This window comes from Pseudomonas sp. HN2 (genome assembly GCF_020736465.1).
Lineage (GTDB): Bacteria > Pseudomonadota > Gammaproteobacteria > Pseudomonadales > Pseudomonadaceae > Aquipseudomonas > Aquipseudomonas moraviensis_A.
Map to the genome: position 1 here is coordinate 2,427,760 of NZ_CP085885.1, position 21,123 is coordinate 2,448,882.

Genomic DNA, 21,123 nt, shown 5'->3' on the forward strand with positions numbered 1-21,123 from the left:
CACGGAGACCCTGATGTCCTCTTTCAACGACATGATCAGCAACATCACCCCGGACATCTACGAGAGCCTGAAACTGGCCGTGGAAATCGGCAAATGGTCGGACGGCAACAAACTCACCGCCGAACAGCGCGAGCTGTCGTTGCAGGCGATGATCGCCTGGGAAGTCCAGAACCTGCCGGAAGACCAGCGTACCGGTTACATGGGCCCGCAAGAGTGTGCGTCGAAGTCGATCGAAGTGCCGAACATCCTGTTCAAGTCGGATGCCATCCATTGATCGAGATTGGCCGCGGTGCAATCAGCAAAATGTCGGCGCGCCTGGACGGGCCGAACGTGCAGTACGCGTTTCGTCTGGATGACGTCGAGGTGCCGGTCAATCCGTTGATCGGCAGCACGCTGCGTCTGGAGTTCCTGGGCGCGATCCATTGCAGCCATTGCGGGCGCAGGACCAAAACCAGTTTCAGTCAGGGCTATTGCTACCCGTGCATGACCAAACTGGCGCAATGCGACCTGTGCATCATGAGCCCCGAGCGCTGCCATTTCGACGCCGGCACCTGCCGCGATCCGGAGTGGGGCGAGAAATTCTGCATGACCGACCATGTGGTTTACCTGGCCAATTCGTCAGGCATCAAGGTTGGCATCACCCGTGCTACGCAGTTGCCGACCCGCTGGCTCGATCAGGGCGCGAGTCAGGCGCTGCCGATCATGCGCGTGTCGACACGCCAGCAATCGGGGTTTGTCGAAGACCTGTTCCGCAGTCAGGTGGCGGACAAGACCAACTGGCGCGCGCTGCTCAAAGGTGATGCGGCGGCGGTGGATCTGGCGCAGGTGCGCGATCAGTTGTTCGAAAGCTGCGCCGAAGGCCTGCAAGGTTTGCAGGAGCGATTCGGCCTACAGGCAATTCAGACGATTGCCGATGTCGAACCGCTGGAAATCCGCTATCCCGTCGAGCAATACCCGGCGAAAATCGTCAGCTTCAACCTGGACAAGAACCCGATTGCCGAAGGCACGCTGCTGGGGATCAAGGGCCAGTACCTGATCTTCGACACCGGCGTGATCAACATTCGTAAATACACGGCCTACCAGCTCGCCGTGCATCAATAAGGATTCCAGCATGCGCACCGAACAACCGAAGATGATTTACCTCAAGGACTATCAGGCGCCCGAGTACCTGATCGACGAAACGCACCTGACCTTCGAGTTGTTCGAGGACCACAGCCTGGTTCACGCGCAACTGGTGATGCGCCGCAACCCCGAGCGCGGCGCCGGCCTGCCGCCGCTGGTGCTCGACGGCCAGCAACTGGAGCTGCTCTCGGTGACGCTGGCGGACCAGGAGCTGAGCGCTGCCGACTATCAAGTCTCCGACAGCCACCTGACCCTGCAGCCAACCAGCGAAATGTTCACGCTCGACACCAGCGTGCGCATCCACCCGGAAACCAATACCGCGCTGGAAGGCCTGTACAAGTCCGGCACGATGTTCTGCACCCAGTGCGAGGCCGAAGGCTTCCGCAAAATCACTTATTACCTCGACCGCCCGGACGTGATGAGCAAGTTCACCACCACAGTGGTGGCCGAACAGCACAGCTACCCGGTGCTGCTCTCCAACGGTAACCCGATCGCTTCCGGCCCTGGCGAAGACGGCCGGCACTGGGCGACCTGGGAAGATCCGTTCAAGAAACCGGCGTACCTGTTTGCGCTGGTCGCCGGTGATCTGTGGTGCGTCGAAGACACCTTCACCACCATGAGCCAGCGCAATGTCGCGCTGCGCATTTACGTCGAGCCGGAAAACATCGACAAGTGCCAGCACGCGATGAACAGCCTGAAGAAATCCATGCGCTGGGATGAAGAGGTCTACGGTCGCGAGTACGATCTGGACATCTTCATGATCGTCGCGGTCAACGATTTCAACATGGGTGCGATGGAGAACAAGGGCCTCAACATCTTCAACTCCAGCGCCGTGCTGGCCCGCGCCGAAACCGCCACCGACGCCGCGCACCAGCGGGTCGAGGCGATCGTAGCCCACGAATATTTCCACAACTGGTCGGGCAACCGCGTGACCTGCCGCGACTGGTTCCAGCTGTCGCTCAAGGAAGGCTTCACGGTGTTCCGCGACGCCGGTTTCTCCTCGGACATGAACTCGGCGACGGTCAAGCGCATTCAGGACGTGGCCTATCTGCGCACCCACCAGTTCGCCGAAGATGCCGGCCCCATGGCCCACGCCGTGCGCCCGGACAGCTTCATCGAGATTTCCAACTTCTACACCCTGACCGTGTACGAAAAGGGTTCGGAAGTGGTTGGCATGATCCACACCTTGCTCGGTGCCGAAGGTTTCCGTAAGGGCAGCGATCTGTATTTCGAACGCCACGATGGTCAGGCCGTGACCTGTGACGATTTCGTCAAGGCCATGGAAGACGCCAATGGCGTCGACCTCAGTCAGTTCAAGCGCTGGTACAGCCAGGCCGGCACGCCACGTCTGGCAGTGTCCGAGTCCTATGACGCCGCCGCGAAAACCTACAGCCTGACCTTCCGCCAGAGCTGCCCGCCGACTCCGGACAAGGTGGAAAAACTACCGTTCGTGATTCCGGTCGAGCTCGGCCTGCTCGACAGCCAGGGCAACGAAATCGCCCTGCGTCTGGCTGGTGAAGCCTCGGCACAAGGCACCACTCGGGTGATTTCGGTGACCGAAGCCGAACAGACCTTCACTTTCATCGATATCAACGAACAGCCGTTGCCATCGCTGCTGCGTGGCTTCTCGGCGCCGGTGAAACTGAGCTTCCCGTATAACCGCGATCAACTGATGTTCCTCATGCAGCACGACAGCGACGGCTTCAACCGCTGGGATGCCGGTCAGCAATTGTCGGTGCAAGTGTTGCAGGAACTGATCGCTCAGCATCAGAAGGGCGAGAGCCTGACGCTCGATCCGCGTCTGGTGTCGGCGCTGCGCACGGTGCTGTCCGACGAGTCGCTGGATCAGGCGATGGTTGCCGAAATGCTCTCGTTGCCGGGTGAGGCTTATCTCACCGAGATCAGCGAAGTGGCCGACGTCGAGGCGATTCATGTCGCGCGCGAATTTGCCCGCAAGCAACTGGCCGAAGGCTTGTTCGAAGCGCTGTGGCTGCGTTATCAGGCCAACCGCGATCTGTCGAAAAAGACTCCGTACGTAGCCGAGGCCGAGCACTTCGCCCGACGCGCGCTGCAGAATATTGCCCTGTCGTACCTGATGCTCAGCGGCAAGCCGGAAGTCCTGGCGGCAGCGCTGGAGCAGTTCGAGACGGCCGACAACATGACTGAGCGGCTGACTGCGCTGGCGGTGCTGGTCAACTCGCCTTTCGAAGAGCAGAAGGCCGTGGCTTTGGCCAGTTTCGCCGAGCACTTCAAGGACAATCCGCTGGTCATGGATCAGTGGTTCAGCGTGCAGGCCGGCAGCACCTTGCCAGGCGGGCTGGGGCGCGTGAAGGCATTGATGCAGCACCCGGCGTTCAACATCAAGAACCCGAACAAGGTGCGCGCACTGATCGGTGCCTTCGCCGGACAGAACCTGATCAACTTCCACGCGGCGGACGGATCCGGGTATCGCTTCCTCGCCGATCTGGTGATCGAACTGAACGGCTTCAACCCACAGATCGCTTCACGCCAACTGGCGCCGCTGACCCGCTGGCGCAAATACGACAGCGCGCGTCAGGCGCTGATGAAGGGTGAACTGGAGCGGATCCTGGTGTCCGGAGCGTTGTCCAGCGACGTGTACGAAGTGGTAAGCAAAAGCCTGGCGTAACCCCGATCCCGTAGGAGCTACCGAGTGAAACGAGGCTGCGATCTTTTGATTTTGATGATCACCGCCCCTCACCCTAACCCTCTCCCAGAGGGAGAGGGGACTGACCGAGGTGCCTTTTTCTATCCGCCGACCTGGAATTACCGAGTCGAACTCAGGATCTGAAAAGCCCTCGATCGGCTCCCTTTCCCCCTCTCCCATTGGGAGAGGGCAAAGCAGACACAAAAATGCCGCTCAACGAGCGGCATTTTCATTGGCACAAGAAACAGCTATTTACGCAAATCAAACCGATCCAGATTCATCACCTTCGTCCATGCCTTGACGAAATCGTTGACGAACTGCGTCTTCGCGTCGGAACTGGCATACACCTCGGCCAAGGCGCGCAATTGCGCATTCGAGCCGAACACCAGATCGACCCGCGTCGCCGTCCATTTCGCCGCTCCGGTCTGGCGATCACGACCCTCGAACTCGTCGGCATCCCGCGAGGTCGGCGTCCACTCCACGCCCATGTCCAGCAGGTGGGTGAAGAAGTCATTGCTCAGCGCTTCGGGTTTGTCGGTGAATACGCCATGCTTTGTCTGCCCGACGTTGGTGTTCAACACCCGCAGACCACCCACCAGCACGGTCATTTCCGGCGCGGTGAGGGTGAGCAATTGCGCCTTGTCGATCAGCAGGGTTTCCGCCGCAACCGTGTATTTGCCTTTGCTGTAATTGCGGAAACCGTCGGCGATCGGTTCGAGGAAGCCGAACGATTCGACATCGGTCTGCTCCTGCGAAGCATCGACGCGGCCCGGTGAGAACGGCACCGACAGCGAATGCCCGGCGTTTTGCGCGGCTTTCTCCACCCCGGCATTGCCGGCCAGCACAATCAAGTCGGCCAGCGAGATCTTCTTGCCACCGGCCGCGCCGTTGTTGAACTCGTTCTGAATGCCTTCGAGTGTGCTCAGCACCTTGTCCAGTTGCTCCGGCTGGTTGGCCTGCCAGAACTTCTGTGGGGCCAGACGCAAGCGCCCGCCGTTGGCACCGCCGCGCTTGTCCGAGCCGCGGAAGGTCGACGCTGCCGCCCACGCGGTGGAGACCAGTTGCGAGACCGACAGTCCTGAATCCAGCACCTTGTTCTTCAGCGCCGTGGCGTCGCTGTCATCGATCAGCGCATGGGTTACGTCGGGCAGCGGATCTTGCCAGAGCAACTCCTCTTGCGGCAGTTCCGGGCCGAGGTAGCGAGAGAGTGGCCCCATGTCGCGATGGATCAGCTTGTACCAGGCGCGGGCGAACGCGTCGGCGAGCTGATCGGGATTGGCCAGGAAGCGCCGCGAGATCTGCTCATAGGCTGGATCGAAACGCAGCGCCAGGTCGGAGGTGAGCATGGTCGGCGAGAGCTTCTTGTTCGGATCGTGAGCGTGGGGAACGGTGCCGGCACCGGCGCCGTTTTTCGGTTGCCACTGATTGGCGCCCGCCGGGCTTTTGCTCAGCTCCCATTCGAAGCCAAACAGGTTTTCCAGATAGTTGTTGCTCCACTGCGTTGGCGTGGTGGTCCAGGTGACTTCCAGGCCGCTGGTGATGGTGTCCGCGCCTTTACCGGTGCCGAAGGCGTTTTTCCAGCCCAGACCTTGATGTTCAAGGCCGGCCGCTTCCGGTTCGGCACCGACATTGTCGGCAGGGCCGGCGCCGTGGGTTTTGCCGAACGCGTGGCCGCCCGCAATCAGCGCCACGGTTTCTTCGTCGTTCATGGCCATGCGGCCGAAGGTTTCGCGAATGTCCTTGGCCGAGGCCACCGGGTCCGGGTTGCCTTCAGGACCTTCCGGGTTCACGTAGATCAAGCCCATCTGCACGGCGGCGAGGGGATTTTCCAGATTGCGTTCGCCCTGATCGGTGCGGCTTTCTTCACGGCCATGCAAATCAGGCTCAGCCACCAGCGTGCCGTCGCCGGGTTCCTGCACCGGGCCGTTGCTCTTGCCATAACGGTTGTCGCCGCCGAGCCACTCGGTTTCCGAGCCCCAATAAACGTCTTCATCCGGTTCCCAGACATCCGCGCGGCCGCCGGAAAAACCGAAGGTCTTGAAGCCCATGGATTCCAGGGCGACGTTGCCGGTGAGCACGATCAGGTCGGCCCAGGAAATGTTGCGTCCGTATTTTTGCTTGATCGGCCAGAGCAGGCGGCGGGCCTTGTCGAGGCTGACGTTGTCCGGCCAGCTGTTGAGCGGCGCAAAGCGTTGCTGACCGGAACCGGCACCACCCCGGCCATCGGCGGTGCGATAGGTCCCGGCGCTGTGCCACGCCATGCGCACGAACAACGGACCGTAATGGCCGAAGTCGGCTGGCCACCAGTCCTGGGAGTCGGTCATCAGCGCTTTGATGTCTTGTTTCAGAGCCTGGAAGTCGAGGCTTTTGAAGGCTTTGGCGTAGTCGAAGTCCTGGCCCAGCGGATCGGACTTGGGTGAATGCTGGCTGAGGATTTTCAGATTGAGTTGATTCGGCCACCAGTCACGGTTCGTCGTACCGCCACCGGCGGCGTGGTTGAACGGGCATTTCGATTCGTTTGCCATGTTCGTATCCCTATCAGGTCTGCGGCCGGCTCGTGCCGACTTCGGACTGGTAAGGCTAGACCCGAGTTGGCAACTCGGCTAATAGCCCGACTATTGGACACTGATAGGCAAACTCTTTCGCCGCACATGCAGGAGCTGCCGAAGGCTGCGTTTTTTTGATCTTGTTGTTCACCGATAAATCAAAAGCAAAGATCGCAGCCTTCGGCAGCTCCTACAGGGGTTAGCTCGATTGCGCGGTCTCGTCCTCCGGCACGTCGTCGAGGATGTCGTCCTGGCCAGGCAATTCGGTGATGACGCTGAAGTCGCTGACTTCGACCGCGCCATTCCCATACCCCAACAAATGAAACGAAAAGGCCTTGCGCGGTTGTGGGTTGTCGAAACTGAAATCCATCTCCAGTGGCTGATCCGCCGTGGCGACCATTTCTGCCGGCAGACCCAGTTGCACGTCCTGTTCGAATTCCTTGGCCTTTAGCTGAATGTACGCCGCCTGCTGCGGGTCGACCGAACGCACGGTCAGGCGTACGCGGGTGTGTGAGCCTTTGGGCATTTCCAGGTACTGCGCGCCGATCAGGTTGTCGGCCCAGTCATCCTTTATCTGCGCTTGCAGAGGGATGATGTTGTTGCTGCCGAACTGGTAGCGATGGTTGAGCGGCGTGCGCAGCAAGGACAGGTCCAGGGCGTCGGCGCGCGCGGCGATCTGCCGGGCCGGGTGGCCGCTGTAGGTGCCTTTATAGGTGGCGCTTTCGGCGATGAAGCCGGGGCTTTGGTAATAGCGGCACCGGCGCGGCAGGTCGCACTCGGAGAAAATGCCCTGACCGTTGTGGTAGCGCAGTTTGCCGTTGGTGAACGACATGATTTCGCGCCCGGAATCGTAGTCGCGAAACAGCGAACGACCGCTCAGCGCCGTCGGTACGGGCAGGTCGAAATAGTCGAGGATCGAAGTGCTCAGATCGACGTGGCCGTACACCCCGGCATTCAGGCGCGGCAGTTGCGCCTGTTCCGGTGCCAGCGTCAGATTGAAACCCCATGAAGAGGCCAGCCGCACGCCGTCGATGCCGTGGGATTCATCCGAGGTGATCACCACCAGTGTGTCTTTCAGAATGCCCTGGCGTTCCAGCCCCGAAAGAAACTGGTCCAGCGCATCGTCGAGGTAACCGACGGCGGCCTGCTTCGGCGTCTCATAGCGCTGCAGATAATCGTCCGGTGCGGAGTAGGGCTGGTGGGTGCCGACCGTCAACAACGTAAGCATCCACGGCTGTTTGTGCTTTTTCAGTTGGCCGACGTAATCCAGCGCGCCCTCGAAAAACGCCTTGTCATCCTTGCCCCACGGGAACTCCAGATAGTTGCTGTTGCTGAACCATTCCAGGCCATGGGTCGCATCGAAACCGATGTGCGGCATGATCTTGTCTTTGGCCATGAACCGCAGTCCGGCGCCCTGTAAATAGTGGGTGCTGAAACCGTGCTCGCGCAGCTGCGCCGGCAGGCAGGCCTGATTGCGCTCGTTGAGAGTGAGCATTTCCACGCCCTTGGGCGTGCCGTTGTTGAGCTTGTCGTAGTCACCGCAGAGCATGGCGTACAGACCGCGAATGGTCTGATGGGTGTGCAGCACGTAATCCGGCGTGTTCATGCCGCGCTCGGCCCAGCGGCTGAGGTTGGGCATCAGGTCTTCCTGATAATGACTGCCGATCGCCTCGCGGTTGGCACGGATGTAGGCGCCGGGAATGCCTTCCAGGGCGATGATCAACACGTTGCGCGCCTGACCCGGCGCGGTCAGCAGCTTCTGGCCATTGAGGTCGACGTCGGTGAGCCCCGCCATTGCGGGCGTCGGCTCTTCGAGGTCACCGTCCAGCCATTCCTCGGCCTGGATCTGCAGGTCGGCGACTTCACTGGCGAGCAGTTGATGCGACAGGTTGTACAGGCGCCATGCGTCGCCGTCGTTCGGCCACAGGTTTTGCGCAGCCCAGTGTGCGGCGAACAACACCATTGGCGCGGCCCAGAACGCGCGCGGCAGTGCCGGACGAGACAGACCACGTCCGGCCACTTGAGTGAGCAGCCAGAAACTCAATGCCCCCAACAAAGCGAAAGCCAGGGCAGGGTGCGCAAGTCCGCCGCCGGTGGAATTCTCGACGAACTGCGGGTCGATCAAATAGTGAATATCCGAAGGCGTCGGCAGGCGGCCGACGGCGCTGACCAGTTCTGCCGTGGCGATCGCCAGCAGCGCCCAGAACACCAGCACCGGCAAGGCCAGCCACCAGGCGCGACGATGCAGTGTTACCACCAGCAGACTGCCGACGGCCAGATCCGACAAAAAGCCCAGCGGTGTCGACCAGCCCAACGCCGCGCGCAGGCACACCGGTACGATCAATACCAAAACGATCAAGGACAGGAAGCGGGCATTCGGCCGCCGCAGCCAGTTGAAAAGAGCACTCACAAAAAAGGCCTGCATGTCATCAAAGGGTCAAAAAAGTGTGGGTGATGATACCAAGGACAGGCGGGCTGATCGGCTTTTTAAACCTGCGGCTGGCGATCCTTTAAATGTCGTGGACCCAGATCGGGCACGGGTTCTGGACGTATTGCGGCTTTGAAGTCAGCGGAGTTTTTTGTTTCAGACTGTTGTAAGTCCGTCCGCCTCTCGCGATATCCACGCAACAGACAGTAAACCGCTCAGTGCTATCGATATGCGATAAAGATATTTAATTTCTATTTTTTATAGCTATAAAGTCAGGCCTTTCAGCCCACCCCCATGCTGCGAGGTTGTCATGGCCACACCGTTCAAACGTTCCGCGCTGACTCTGTTGGCCGCTACTCTGGCAGCGGGCGCGCTGTTCAGTAGCGGCGCCCAGGCCGAAGGCAAGATCAGCATCGCCCAGCAATTCGGCATTGGTTACCTGATTCTCGACGTCGTGCGCGACCAACAACTGATCGAGAAACATGGCAAGGCCCAGGGCCTGGAGATCAAGGTCGACTGGAACAGCATTTCCGGCGCCACCGCCATGAACGAAGCGCTGCTGACCGGTGCGCTGGACGTGGTCTCGGCCGGCGTGCCACCGATGCTCACCGTGTGGGACCGCACCAAGGGCAAACAGAACGTCAAAGCCATCGCCGCGCTGGGTTCGATGCCCAATTATCTGCTGACCAACAACCCGAACATCAAAACCCTCAAGGACTTCAGCGACAAGGATCGCATCGCCGTGCCAGCCGCGGGCGTGGGGTTCCAGTCGCGCACGCTGCAGATCGAAACCGCCAAGGAATTCGGCGACGACCAGTTCAAGAAGTTCGACAACATTTCGGTCAGCCTGCCGCACCCGGACGCCACCGCCGCGCTGATCGCCGGCGGCTCGGAAATCAACTCGCATTTCTCCAGCCCGCCGTTTCAGTATCAGGCTCTGCAAAACCCGAACGTGCATAAAGTGCTGAGCTCCTACGACATCCTCGGTGGCCCAGCGACGTTCAACGTGCTCTACACCACGGAAAAATTCCACGACGAAAACCCGAAAACCTACAAGGCGTTCTACGACGCACTGGCCGAAGCCGAGAAGATCATCAAGGCCGACAAACCCGCCGCTGCCCAGGCTTACATCCGCGTAGAACAATCGAAACTGCCGCTGGCCCTGGTCGAGCAAATCGTCAAAGATCCGGAAATCGACTTCACCGTCGTACCGCAACGCACGTTCATCTATGCCGAGAAATTGCAGGAACTGGGTGTGTTGAAAAACAAGGCGGCGAGCTGGAAGGATTATTTCTTTGAAGAGGCGCATGGTGGCGCGGGGAGTTGAGGGATTGGGCATCACCCGGCACTACTGTAGGAGTGAGCCTGCTCGCGATGGCGTCAGGTCATTGGACATTTTCGTGACTGACACACCGTGATCGCGAGCAGGCTCGCTCCTACAGGGGATTTGTGGCGGATGCGGAATAGGGCATCACCCGGAACTACTGTAGGAGCGAGCCTGCTCGCGAAAGCGTCAGGTCATTCGACATTTTCGTGACTGACACACCGTGATCGCGAGCAGGCTCGCTCCTACAGGGGATTTGTGGCGGATGCGAAATGGGGCATCACCCGGAACTACTGTAGCAGTGAGCCTGCTCGCGATGGCGTCAGGTCATTGAACATTTTCGTGACTGACACACCGTGATCGCGAGCAGGCTCGCTCCTACAGGGGATTTGTGGCGGATGCGAAATGGGGCTTCACCCGGCACTACTGTGGGAGCGAGCCTGCTCGCGAAAGCGGAGTTTCAGCCACAGGTGATTTGCCTGACCTGACGCCATCGCGAGCAAGCTCGCTCCCACAGGTTTTTCTGCCAGGCGAATAGCATGTCCGTCAGCAATCAATGCATCTTGCTGTGATCGTGGCCGCCCATGTTGGTCAGCGCGCGAACCGGTGCTTTGACCTCAATGATTTCTTTCTCGCCCTTGGCGTTTTCCACGGTCAGCGTCAACGGCACGCTGTCGCCTTCCTTCAACTGACCGGTCAGGCCCATCAGCATGACGTGGTAGCCGTTCGGGTCGAAGCTCACGGCTTTGCCGGCAGGCAGGTCAACCGACTTCACCGGGCCCATGGTCATGACGTCATTCTTCATGCTCATCTCATGAATCTGCACGTCCTTGGCCACTGGCGAGGCGACGCTGAGCAGCTTGCTGTCGATGTCGGCAGTGACGGTCATGAACGCGCCGCTGGCGGACTGGGTCGGCACGGTTGCACGGACCCAGGCGTCGTCGACTTTGGTCTGCGCGGACGCCTGGAAGGCCAGGCCGAGCAGGGACAGTGCACATACGGTGCGTTTGAGGTGATTCAAAACGGGATGCATCAGCAGACCTCCATAACAGTAAGCAAATCTTCCGTGCACTCTTGGGCTGTCAGCGAAGTGGACAGGCCCAGGCGCAACTCACCACGCGAATCGTAGACGTAGCTGGTGGACGTGTGGGAGATGGTGTAGGTGTCGCCGGCCGGGACTTTTTCGTAGAACACGTCGAATTCCTTGGCGGTGGCCTTGGTTTCCTCAAGCGTGCCGTACAGCGCGACGAAGCTCGGGTCGAAGGCTTTGACGTAGGCGTCGAGGATCTGCGGCGTGTCGCGTTCGGGATCGAGGGTGATGAACACCACTTGCAGGCGGTCGCCGTCGCGGCCCATGAGCTTCTTGATCTGCGCGGCGCGGGCCAGGGTGGTGGGGCAAATGGCCGGGCATTGGGTAAAGCCGAAGAAGATCATCGGCATCATCCCGCGAAAACTCGACAGCGACATGGTTTCGCCTTCAGGGTTCTTCAGCTTGAAGGTGCGTCCGAGGATCTTGTCGCTCAGATCCTTGCCGTACTTGTACGACAGTTGGCCACGGGTATCGCAACCGGCGAGCAGGCCGAGCCCGAGCACGCCCATTCCCGCAAGTACCTTGCGGCGAGTCAACAAAGCCGTCATCTAATACCGCCTTTTGCAGCCCGCAAGTCGGCAGGACTGGCGGGGGGTTAACCGTAAAAGCGCCGCATGATAGCAAACTGAGGCTGATCGCCGGCCGCCGATCGCCGCGCGGTGCCGGATCGGGCGACAAAAGGTGTAAGAAGAAATGACTGAAGATCAGCGCAGCGCAGGCTCCTGCGTCTGCCAGCCACCGCCCAGCGCGGTGTACAGATTGACCTCTGCAACCAGTTGCGCGAGGCGGTCGCTGATCAAGGCTTGTTGCGAAGTGAACAGCGAACGCTGCGCATCGACAAAGGTCAGGCTGCTGTCGACGCCGTTGCGATAACGGTTCTGCGCCAGGTTGTAGTAGTCCTGCGTGGCTTGCACCAGATCGCGCTGGGCCTCCAGTTGCTGCGCATAGGTGCTGCGCGCCGCCAGTCCGTCGGCGACTTCCTGAAACGCCGTCTGGATCGACTTTTCATACTCGGCGACGGCCACGTCTTTTTGCAGCCGCGCGTAGTCCAAACTCGCCCGCAGGCTGCCGGCATTGAAGATCGGCAGGCTGATCTGCGGCTGGAACGTCCACGCGCCGGAGCCTGAGCTGAACAACCCGGAGAGATCGCGACTGGCGGTCCCGGCACTGGCGGTCAGGCTCACGCTGGGGAAAAACGCTGCGCGCGCCGCGCCGATGTTGGCGTTGGCGGCTTTGAGCCGGTATTCGGCCTGGAGAATGTCCGGGCGCCGTTGCAACAGATCCGACGGCAGCCCGGCCGGCAGCGGCGATACCAGCTCACTGGCCAGTGGCAGCGCCGGCAATTGCTCGGGTACCGGCGCACCCACCAGTAAGGTCAGGCTGTTCAGGTCCTGGGCGACCAGACGCTGATAGCGCGCCAGATTGACCCGCGAACTGTCGACGCTGGTCCGCGCCTGCGCCTGTTCCAGCGCCGAAGACTTGCCAGCCTCACGGTTGCGCGTGGTCAGGTGCAGGCTCTGCTCGTCCGCGGCGAGGGTGTCGCGGCTCAGTTCCAGCAATTGCTGATCGGCGCGCCAGGTCAGATAGGCGCTGGCAACGTTGGCCACCAGACTCAGCTCGGCACTGCGTCGCGCCTGCTCAGTGGCGAGCCAGCTCTGCAACGCTTGTTCGCTGAGGCTGCGCACCCGACCGAACAGATCCAGCTCATAAGCACTGATGCCCAGATTGACCGTGTACGCCGAGGTGATTTGCGCCGGGCCGCCGGTGACGCTGGACGGCAGGCGCTGGCGCAACTCGTTGGCGTTGGCCGACACCGCCGGCAGCACGTCGGCGCGCTGAATGCGGTATTGCGCCTGAAACGCCAGAACATTCAGCGCTGCCACGCGCAGGTCGCGATTATTGCTCAGCGCGGTTTCGATCAGTTGCTTGAGGGCCGGGTCGTTGAACAGCGTGTGCCACTCTTCGCGGTTCGTGGTCGGCTGGGTCGCCACCGGGTACTGCGCGGCGCTTGGCGACGGCGGTCGCTCATAATCAGGGATCAGCGAACACCCGGCCATGAGTAGAGCCGTGCACAGTAGGGGAAGGCGTAAGCTCGAACACCTGCGTTTCGGCTGCACATGCGGTAAAGGTCGAGAAGGGTTCAAGCGCCGGCCATCCATTTTGCCAGGCCATGTCGCCCGCTGACACCCAGTTTGGCGGCGGCGCGCTTGAGATACGTCTCGATCGAGCTGTTTTTGACCCGCAGTTTTTCCGCCATTTGCGGCACGGTGGCCCCGGTCAGCAGGCCCAGACAGACTTCCTTCTCGCGGGCCGACAGGACAATGGCGCTCAACGCCAGCCGCTCATCGAAGACCTGCGCCAGCGGCGCCTGCTCCAGCTCGGCCAGCGCCGGGCGAGGCAAGCGGGCGAGGCTTTGTCGGGTCATTTGCGCGTGTCGCTCGATCAGCGGCAGCAAGGTGTCGGACAGGCTTTTCAGAAACGCCAGCTCCGGCAGGGAGAACACCCGCTGGGTATGCGGCCGGTACACCGAGATCACACACCGGCGATTGGACGTGCGCGACACCAGATTGCATTGATGCACGCCGTGTTGCGGATGGCGTGGCAGCAGGGAGGCTTTCAACTGGATCAGCAGTGAGTCGTTCATCTCGATCATTTTCTGCAACAGCGGATGATCGTCCGGGCGCTCGATCGCTGCATGGCATTCGCCAGCCGAGGGCAGGCCCGCACAGCCCAGCGGTTTGATCTCGACCACGCTGGCCTGACGCTCATCCAGCGTCCACTCACTGAGGTCGAGGCGGTTGACCGGCACCAATGTGTCGACCAACTGGAACATGTTGCTGGCGAAATGATCGTCGCCGGTGCTGGCTATCAACTCTCCAAGTTGCCAGTAGAAATGCGGGTTTTCCATGTTGCGAATACTGCCGGTCAGATTCATATCCTTCTCATCCCTGGTTCAGAGTCATCACCGCTTCGTCTACCGCTCATGCACACGTCACCGCGCAATCATTTCTCCTTGAACTGAGCTGCAGCGGAATTTAATCCTATGCATTTGTCCTGCGTCTGTAGGGGAAAACAGGGACACAAAGTGCCACTATTTCCGCTGAGATGCTGATGGCAGGCGGCTGCGCTCAATCGGCATGCGTGACTGATGAGTCATGCCGAACGCCCGGATTATCGGCAGATGAAGTCTTCTCGGCGTCGACTGCCCAGCGAAAAGCGCTACCTCGGAATGGTGTTTTTCCTACAGATTTTTCAGTCGTTGCTTCAGCAGGCAGGGCACGGCGCCCCTGAGTTCGGGGGTTTCAGGGCGAGCGGGGCAGGGAAGCGTTGCGCTTGTCCGGGTTTCAGGTGTCATCCCGTAAACGGGGCCGATGCTTGAATATCCGGCAAATCACATGAGATGGATCTTATGCAGCCTACTTCTGCTCCCGCAGCGGACGATCTGTCCGTGCCTCGCGAAACCTTTGCGCTGACCGCCGCCCAACGAGATATCTGGCTCGATCAACTCAGTCGCGGTGATTCGCCGCTGTACAACATTGGCGGATACGTAGAGCTAAATGGCCCGCTAGACCCAGCGGTCATGCAGGCAGCGCTGCAATCGCTGGTCGCCAACAATGATGCGTTACGCACCGTCCTGTTGCCGGGCGCCGGGGCCGATGGCATGCCCCTGCAAACTTTCGCCTCGACGATACCGGTGGCCGTGCCGCTGTTTGATCTAGCGGCGCTGGACGATGCGCAAGCGGCGGCGCAGGCGTTGGTAAAGCAGCAAATGCAGCAGGTCTATCGCCTGGACGGCGAGCCGTTGTTCCGTTTCTGTCTGATTCGTCTGGACGAAGAGCGTCATTGGCTGGCGACCCAGGCCCATCACCTGATTCTCGACGGTTGGGGCTTTGGCCAGATGCTCAAGTCGCTGGGCGAGATCTACAGTGCACTGAGCGAGGGACAACCAGCGACCCTTTCGGCGCCGTCCTATGTCGATTTCATTGCCGACGACGCGCGCTATCAGGGTTCGGATCGGCACGCCCGCGATCGCGCCTATTGGCTGGACAAGTACCGGACGCCGCCGGAGCCGTTGCTCCTGCCGCGCCATCGTCAGGATTCCGGCCAAGTGTCGCGAGCGGCGCAGGCACATTTGCAAGTCATGCCCGCGTTGCTGCATCAGCGCATGCAGCAAGCGGCGCGAGAGCATGGCGCTTCGGCGTTTCATGTTTTCTTGGCGGCCTTGCACGTGTATTTCAGCCGCACCGCGCAACGCGACGATTGGGTGGCGGGCCTGCCGATTCTCAACCGCTCCGGTGCCCGTTTCAAAACCACCCTCGGCCTGTTCGCCCAGGTCAGCGCGGTGCGCCTGGATTTTGCTCGGGACTTGCCATTTGCGCAGTTGGTGCAAGCCATCGCCGCGCAGCTGAAACAGGATCTGCGCCATCAGCGGTTTTCCCTGAGTGAAATGAATCGCGCGCTCGCCCTGCTGCGCGAGGACCGCGCCCAATTGTTCGAGGTATCGGTGTCCTACGAGCAGGACGACCACGATTACCGCTACGGCGCGGCCTCGGCGCGCACCGTCAAAGTCTCCAACGGCCACGAAGCCACACCGCTGGCGATCCATCTGCGCAGCAATCGCTTCGACGCTCAGGCCTGGCTGCATCTGGTCTACGACCAGGCGTACTTCGATGCCCAGGAAGTTGAAGCGCTGGGCGCACGGTTGCTGTTGATCCTCGAGCAGGGGCTGGAGCAACCGGCGCTGTCGACGGCAGAGTTCGGTCTGAGCACCGCAGACGAAGCGCAGCTGTTGCAGCAATGGAACGACACGCGGATGGATTTTCCGCAGGGCCAGACCATTGCCCAGCGTTTCAGCGCGCAAGCAGACCAGCGCCCTGACGCCATCGCTGCTGTGTATCAAGGGCAGCAACTGACCTATGGCCAACTCAACAGCCAAGCCAATGACCTCGCCCGACATCTGCTTGAACTCGGGGTAAAACCCGATGATCGCGTCGCCGTGGTCGCCCGGCGCGGGCTCGATACGCTGGCGGGACTGCTCGCTGTGCTCAAGGCCGGCGCCGCTTATGTGCCGATCGACCCGGCGCAGCCGCGCGAGCGTTTGAGCTATTTGCTGACGGACAGCGCACCGCTGGCCGTGCTGATCCACAGTGATTTGCGCGCTCGCTTGCCGCTGCTGCAGGTGCCGGTGATTGCCCTTGATCAACCTGATTGGCCGACCGCCAACGAGGCCGACCCGGTAGTGGCGGGAGTGACCGTGGACAACCTCGCCTACGTGATTTACACCTCCGGCTCCACCGGCCTGCCCAAAGGCGTAATGGTCGAGCATCGCACGTTGGGCAATCTGATCGACTGGCATTGTCAGGCCTTCAGCCTCGGCCCCGGCCAGCACACCTCCAGCCTCGCCGGATTCGGCTTCGACGCGATGGCCTGGGAAGTCTGGCCGGCCCTGTGTGCTGGCGCGACCCTGCATCTGGCACCGGCCCGTGAAGGCAGCGAAGACATCGATGCGCTGCTGACCTGGTGGCGTTCGCAACCGCTGGATGTGAGTTTCCTGCCCACGCCCGTCGCCGAATATGTCTTCAGCCGCAAAATCAAGCATCCGACCCTGCGCACCCTGTTGATCGGCGGCGATCGTCTGCGCCAGTTCAATCGTGCGCAGTCATTCGAAGTGATCAACAACTACGGCCCGACCGAGGCCACTGTGGTCGCGACGTTCGGCAGAATCGAGCCAGGACGAGCGCTGCATATCGGCCGACCAGTGAGCAACGCCACGGTGCATGTCCTCGACCAACAGCAGCGGCCACTGCCGATCGGCGTGACCGGCGAGCTGTACATCGGCGGCGCCGGTATTGCCCGGGGATACCTGAATCGCCCGGAGCTGACGGCCGAACGCTTTCTGCGCGACCCGTTCAGTACTGACCCGGCGGCGCGCCTGTATCGCAGCGGCGATCTGGTGCGCTGGCGCGCCGACGGCACCCTTGAATATCAGGGGCGCAGCGATGATCAGGTGAAAATCCGTGGTGTGCGTGTGGAACCGGGCGAAGTCGAGGCCGCGCTGAGTCGCCATGACGCGGTTCAGGAGGCAGTGGTGCTGGCGCGGGACGGCCAGTTGCTGGCGTGGTTCAGCGAACGCCGACCGGTGCAAGTCCTTGAGTTGCACACCTTTCTGCAAGCGCATTTGGCCAGTGCCCTGCTGCCGCAGGCGTACGTGCGTGTGCCGGCGATGCCGCTGACCGCCAATGGCAAAATCGACCGCAAGGCCTTGCCGGCCCCGGGCGCTGAAGCGTTGATACGCCGTGAATATGAAGCGCCTCAAGGCGAAGTGGAAAGCGTATTGGCGCAGATCTGGGCCGAGGTTTTGCAAGTAGCACGAGTCGGGCGCCACGACCATTTCTTCGAACTGGGCGGGCACTCGCTGCTGGCAGTGAGCCTGATCGAACGTATGCGTCAGCTCGGCATGACTTGTGATGTGCGCGTGTTGTTTGGCCAACCGACGCTCGCCGCACTGGCGGCGGCCGTTGGCAGTGGGCGCGAAATCGAAGTGCCGGCCAATCGCATTGCCGCCGGTTGCACCGCTCTCAGCCCCGACATGCTGGCGCTGATCGAGCTGGATCAGGCCACTCTCGATCGCGTTGTCGCCAGCGTGCCCGGCGGCGCGGCCAACGTGCAGGATATCTACCCGCTGGCGCCGTTGCAGGACGGCATCCTTTATCACCACATCACCGCCGCGCAGGGCGATCCGTACCTGCTGCAATCACATCTGGCGTTTGCCAGTCTGGAGCGCGTCGAGGCCTTCGCCGACGCTTTGCGTGCGGTCATGGCGCGCCACGACATTCTGCGCACCGCGGTGGTCTGGGAGGGGCTGGTCACGCCAGTGCAAGTGGTGCTGCGCCACGCCGAACTGCCGCTGCAGGAGATCGAAATCGATCCTGCCCAAGGCGACGTTCTTGAGCAATTGCATCAGCGCTTCGATGCCCGACGCTATCGCCTCGACGTCAGTCAGGCACCGCTGCTGCGCTTGCTGTTTGCCCATGATCCCGCCAACTCGCGGCTGGTCGGCGTGTTGCTGTTCCATCACCTCGCGCTCGATCACATAGCCCTTGAAGTACTGCGCGCAGAAATGTCCGCCAGCCTCGCCGGACTGCGCGAGCCTCCGCCGCCGGCGGTGCCGTACCGCAATTATGTGGCGCAAGCGCGGCTGGGCGTCAGCGAAGCGGAACATGAGGACTTCTTCCGTGAAATGCTCGGCGATATCGATGAGCCGACCTTGCCGTTCGGTTTGCACGACGTACAAGGCGATGGCCGGGGTATCGAAGAATCGCAGCAACATCTGGCCAGCGAACTGGATGGCCGACTGCGCCAGCAGGCGCGCCGACTCGGTGTCAGCGTCGCCAGCCTGATTCATCTGGCCTGGGCGCGGGTACTGGCGGCAACCTCGGGGCAGGAGCGCGTGGTGTTCGGCACGGTGTTGATGGGCCGCATGCAGGGCGGCGCCGGCGCTGATCGTGCGTTGGGGGTGTTCATCAATTCCTTGCCGTTGCGCGTCGATGTCGACGCTGCGGCGCGAACCGCCGTGCAGGCGACCCACCGGCGCTTGACCGGTTTGCTCGGGCACGAACACGCATCGCTGGCACTGGCCCAACGCTGCAGCGGCGTGGTCGCGCCGACGCCGCTGTTCAGCGCACTGCTCAACTATCGCCACAGCGAGCGACAGCTCGGCCAGGCAGAAGGGCCGCAGTGGCAGGGCATCGAAACCCTCGCCAACGAAGAACGCACCAACTACCCGCTGACCCTGAGCGTCGACGATTTCGGCGATGGTTTGCAGTTGACCGCCAGAGCCGTGACCAGCATCGGCGCGCACCGCATCGGCGACTACATGCACACGGCCCTGGGCGGGCTGATCGAGGCACTGGAGCATGACTCGGATCTGCCGCTGAGCCGACTGCCGATTCTGTCACCGGCAGAGCGAGATCAGTTGTTGACCTGCTTCAACGCCACCGCAGTTGACTGCCCACTCGAGCAACCGCTGCACGTGTTGTTCGAGCAGCAGGTGCAACACCGACCGGACGCGATTGCCTTACAGGCCGGCGACGCGCACCTGAGCTGGCGGCAACTTAACGAACAGGCCAACCGTCTGGCCCGTCACCTGCGTGAGCAAGGCGTGAGACCCGATGCGCGGGTGGCGATTTGTGTCGAGCGCAGTCTCGAGCTGGTGATCGGCCTGCTGGCGATTCTCAAGGCTGGTGGCGCCTACGTGCCGCTGGACCCGGATTATCCGTTGGCGCGTCTTGAATTCATGTTGCGCGACAGTGCTCCGGTGGCAGTGCTGCTGCATGCAGCGACCCGCGACCTGCTGGGTGACACGGATGTAACCGTGGTCGACCTCGACCGCAGCACTTGGGACGAGGCATCAAGCGATAATCTGCAGGTGGCGGACCTGAGTGCGGCGAACCTGGCTTACATGATCTATACCTCGGGCTCTACCGGCACGCCCAAGGGCGTGATGATCGAGCATCGCAGTGTCTGCAACCTGATGCACTGGGGCTCGCAGATCCGCCCGCCGACCGAGGACGGCGCGCTGTTGCAAAAGGCGCCGTTCAGTTTCGACAGTTCGGTATGGGAGATTTTCTGGCCGTTGAGCGCCGGTCTGCGCCTGGTGCTGGCGCGCCCCGACGGCAACCGCGATTCGGCCTACGTCACGCAAGTGATTCGTGAACAGCGCATCAGCGTGGTCAAGTTCGTCCCGGCGTTGTTGCAGCAGTTCCTCGAGCAGGAAGACGTCAGCAGCTGCACCAGCCTCACCGACGTGTTCTGCGGCGGCGGCGACCTGACCATCGCCATGGTCCGTACCATGCGCGATCGCTTGCCGTGGGTGCGCCTGCACAATGTGTACGGCCCGACCGAAACCACGGTCGACAGCAGCGCCTGGACCTTAGAACCCCATGACCCGGTGCCCGAGCGGGTCATCCCGATCGGCAAGGCACTGTGCAATACGCGGCTGTATGTGCTCGATCGCAACGATCAGCCGGTGCCACTGGGCGTCAGCGGCGAGCTGCACATCGCGGGCGTTGGCGTCGCTCGCGGTTATCACCAGTTGCCGCAGATCCAGGCCGAACGCTTTATCGACAGCCCATTTGTGGCGGGTGATCGCTTGTATCGCAGCGGCGATCGGGTGCGCTATCAGGCAGACGGCAATCTCGAGTTTCTCGGCCGCACCGACTTCCAGCTGAAACTGCGCGGCCTGCGTCTGGAACCGGGAGAAATCGAAGCGCGGCTGCTCGAGCATGCCGCCGTGCGCCAGGCCGTGGTGCTGGTGCGCGATGAGCGCCTGGTCGCCTATTTCACCGTGGGCGAAGGCCACCCGGCGCCTGCCATCGAAGCGCTGCGTGAGCATGTCTTGCAGCAATTGCCCGAGTACATGGTGCCAGCCGCCTTCGTGCTGCTGGCGGCGATGCCACTGACGCCGAATGACAAGGTTGATCGCAAGGCCTTGCCGGCCCCCGGCGCCGAACACCTGCTCAGCCGCGCCTACGTGGCGCCCGAGGGCGACCTCGAACAGGCCGTGGCGCGGGTCTGGGCCGAGACGCTGGGCATCGAGCAGATCGGGCGCAACGACAATTTCTTCGAGTTGGGCGGGCATTCGTTGCTGGCGGTGAGTCTGGTGGCACGCATGCGTCAGGCCGGGCTGCACGTCGACGCCCGCACGCTGTTCAGTCAGCCGACGCTGGCGGCACTGGCGGCGCAGACCTCGCGGCAGACGCACAAGGTCGACATCGCGCCCACCACCATTCCGCAGCTCAACCGCAAGCGGCGGATCTGACCGCGCCAGGGCGTCTGCGCTGCTGTGCGGAGCGGGGCTTGTCCCGGCTTCCCATGTCAGACAGCGCCGCGCCGATGTTTTAGTTTTTCCGGGCTGCGCGCGGTGAGCACGGACTCGCTGCTGCGTGC

At 61.8% G+C, this 21,123-nt stretch carries 11 protein-coding genes; 5 read left to right on the forward strand and 6 right to left on the reverse strand.

Going from position 1 to position 21,123, the window contains the following annotated elements:
* Positions 1-13: 13 nt before the first annotated feature.
* Genes LIS66_RS10745 through pepN form a run of 3 tightly spaced genes read left to right on the forward strand, consistent with a single transcriptional unit; the run spans position 14 to position 3,769 of the window.
* Positions 14-274 carry a YeaC family protein gene (locus LIS66_RS10745; RefSeq protein WP_064361999.1) on the forward strand — a complete coding sequence of 87 codons (261 nt, stop codon included), beginning with the start codon at positions 14-16 and terminating at the stop codon, positions 272-274.
* Positions 271-1,101 (forward strand): DUF2797 domain-containing protein, encoded by an 831-nt coding sequence (locus LIS66_RS10750; RefSeq protein WP_042609562.1) that lies wholly within the window; start codon positions 271-273, stop codon positions 1,099-1,101. Before LIS66_RS10745 ends, LIS66_RS10750 begins: the two co-directional genes overlap by 4 nt.
* Positions 1,102-1,111: 10 nt before the next feature.
* Positions 1,112-3,769 carry an aminopeptidase N gene (gene pepN, locus LIS66_RS10755; protein WP_227974216.1) on the forward strand — a complete coding sequence of 886 codons (2,658 nt, stop codon included), beginning with the start codon at positions 1,112-1,114 and terminating at the stop codon, positions 3,767-3,769.
* A 266-nt stretch (positions 3,770-4,035) separates the two neighbouring features.
* Here the strand turns inward: pepN and katG are convergent, their stop codons facing one another.
* A complete protein-coding gene (gene katG, locus LIS66_RS10760) occupies positions 4,036-6,312 on the reverse strand; it encodes a catalase/peroxidase HPI (protein WP_227974217.1) in 2,277 nt (758 codons plus the stop codon).
* Between the two features lie 220 nt (positions 6,313-6,532).
* A complete protein-coding gene (locus LIS66_RS10765; protein WP_227974218.1) occupies positions 6,533-8,743 on the reverse strand; it encodes an LTA synthase family protein in 2,211 nt (736 codons plus the stop codon).
* A gap of 328 nt (positions 8,744-9,071) precedes the next feature.
* On the opposite strand from LIS66_RS10765, the gene LIS66_RS10770 reads away from it, so the two are divergent.
* On the forward strand, positions 9,072-10,088 hold the full coding sequence (locus LIS66_RS10770; RefSeq protein ID WP_065617021.1) for an ABC transporter substrate-binding protein: 1,017 nt from the start codon (positions 9,072-9,074) through the stop codon (positions 10,086-10,088).
* Positions 10,089-10,638: 550 nt separating this feature from the next.
* Here the strand turns inward: LIS66_RS10770 and LIS66_RS10775 are convergent.
* From LIS66_RS10775 to LIS66_RS10790, 4 genes are all read right to left on the reverse strand, one after another.
* On the reverse strand, positions 10,639-11,118 hold the full coding sequence (locus LIS66_RS10775) for a copper chaperone PCu(A)C (RefSeq protein WP_227974219.1): 480 nt from the start codon (positions 11,116-11,118) through the stop codon (positions 10,639-10,641).
* Positions 11,118-11,723 (reverse strand): SCO family protein, encoded by a 606-nt coding sequence (locus LIS66_RS10780; protein ID WP_227974220.1) that lies wholly within the window; start codon positions 11,721-11,723, stop codon positions 11,118-11,120. Before LIS66_RS10780 ends, LIS66_RS10775 begins: the two co-directional genes overlap by 1 nt.
* A 156-nt stretch (positions 11,724-11,879) precedes the next feature.
* Complete coding sequence (locus LIS66_RS10785; RefSeq protein ID WP_227974221.1) at positions 11,880-13,232, reverse strand: efflux transporter outer membrane subunit; 1,353 nt, start codon at positions 13,230-13,232, stop codon at positions 11,880-11,882.
* Between the two features lie 83 nt (positions 13,233-13,315).
* Positions 13,316-14,110 (reverse strand): helix-turn-helix transcriptional regulator, encoded by a 795-nt coding sequence (locus LIS66_RS10790; protein ID WP_083353086.1) that lies wholly within the window; start codon positions 14,108-14,110, stop codon positions 13,316-13,318.
* Positions 14,111-14,584: 474 nt separating this feature from the next.
* Between LIS66_RS10790 and LIS66_RS10795 the strand changes: the two genes are divergently transcribed.
* Positions 14,585-20,995, forward strand: coding sequence for a non-ribosomal peptide synthetase (locus LIS66_RS10795; protein WP_227974222.1), 6,411 nt, complete (start codon positions 14,585-14,587; stop codon positions 20,993-20,995).
* Positions 20,996-21,123 lie beyond the last annotated feature (128 nt).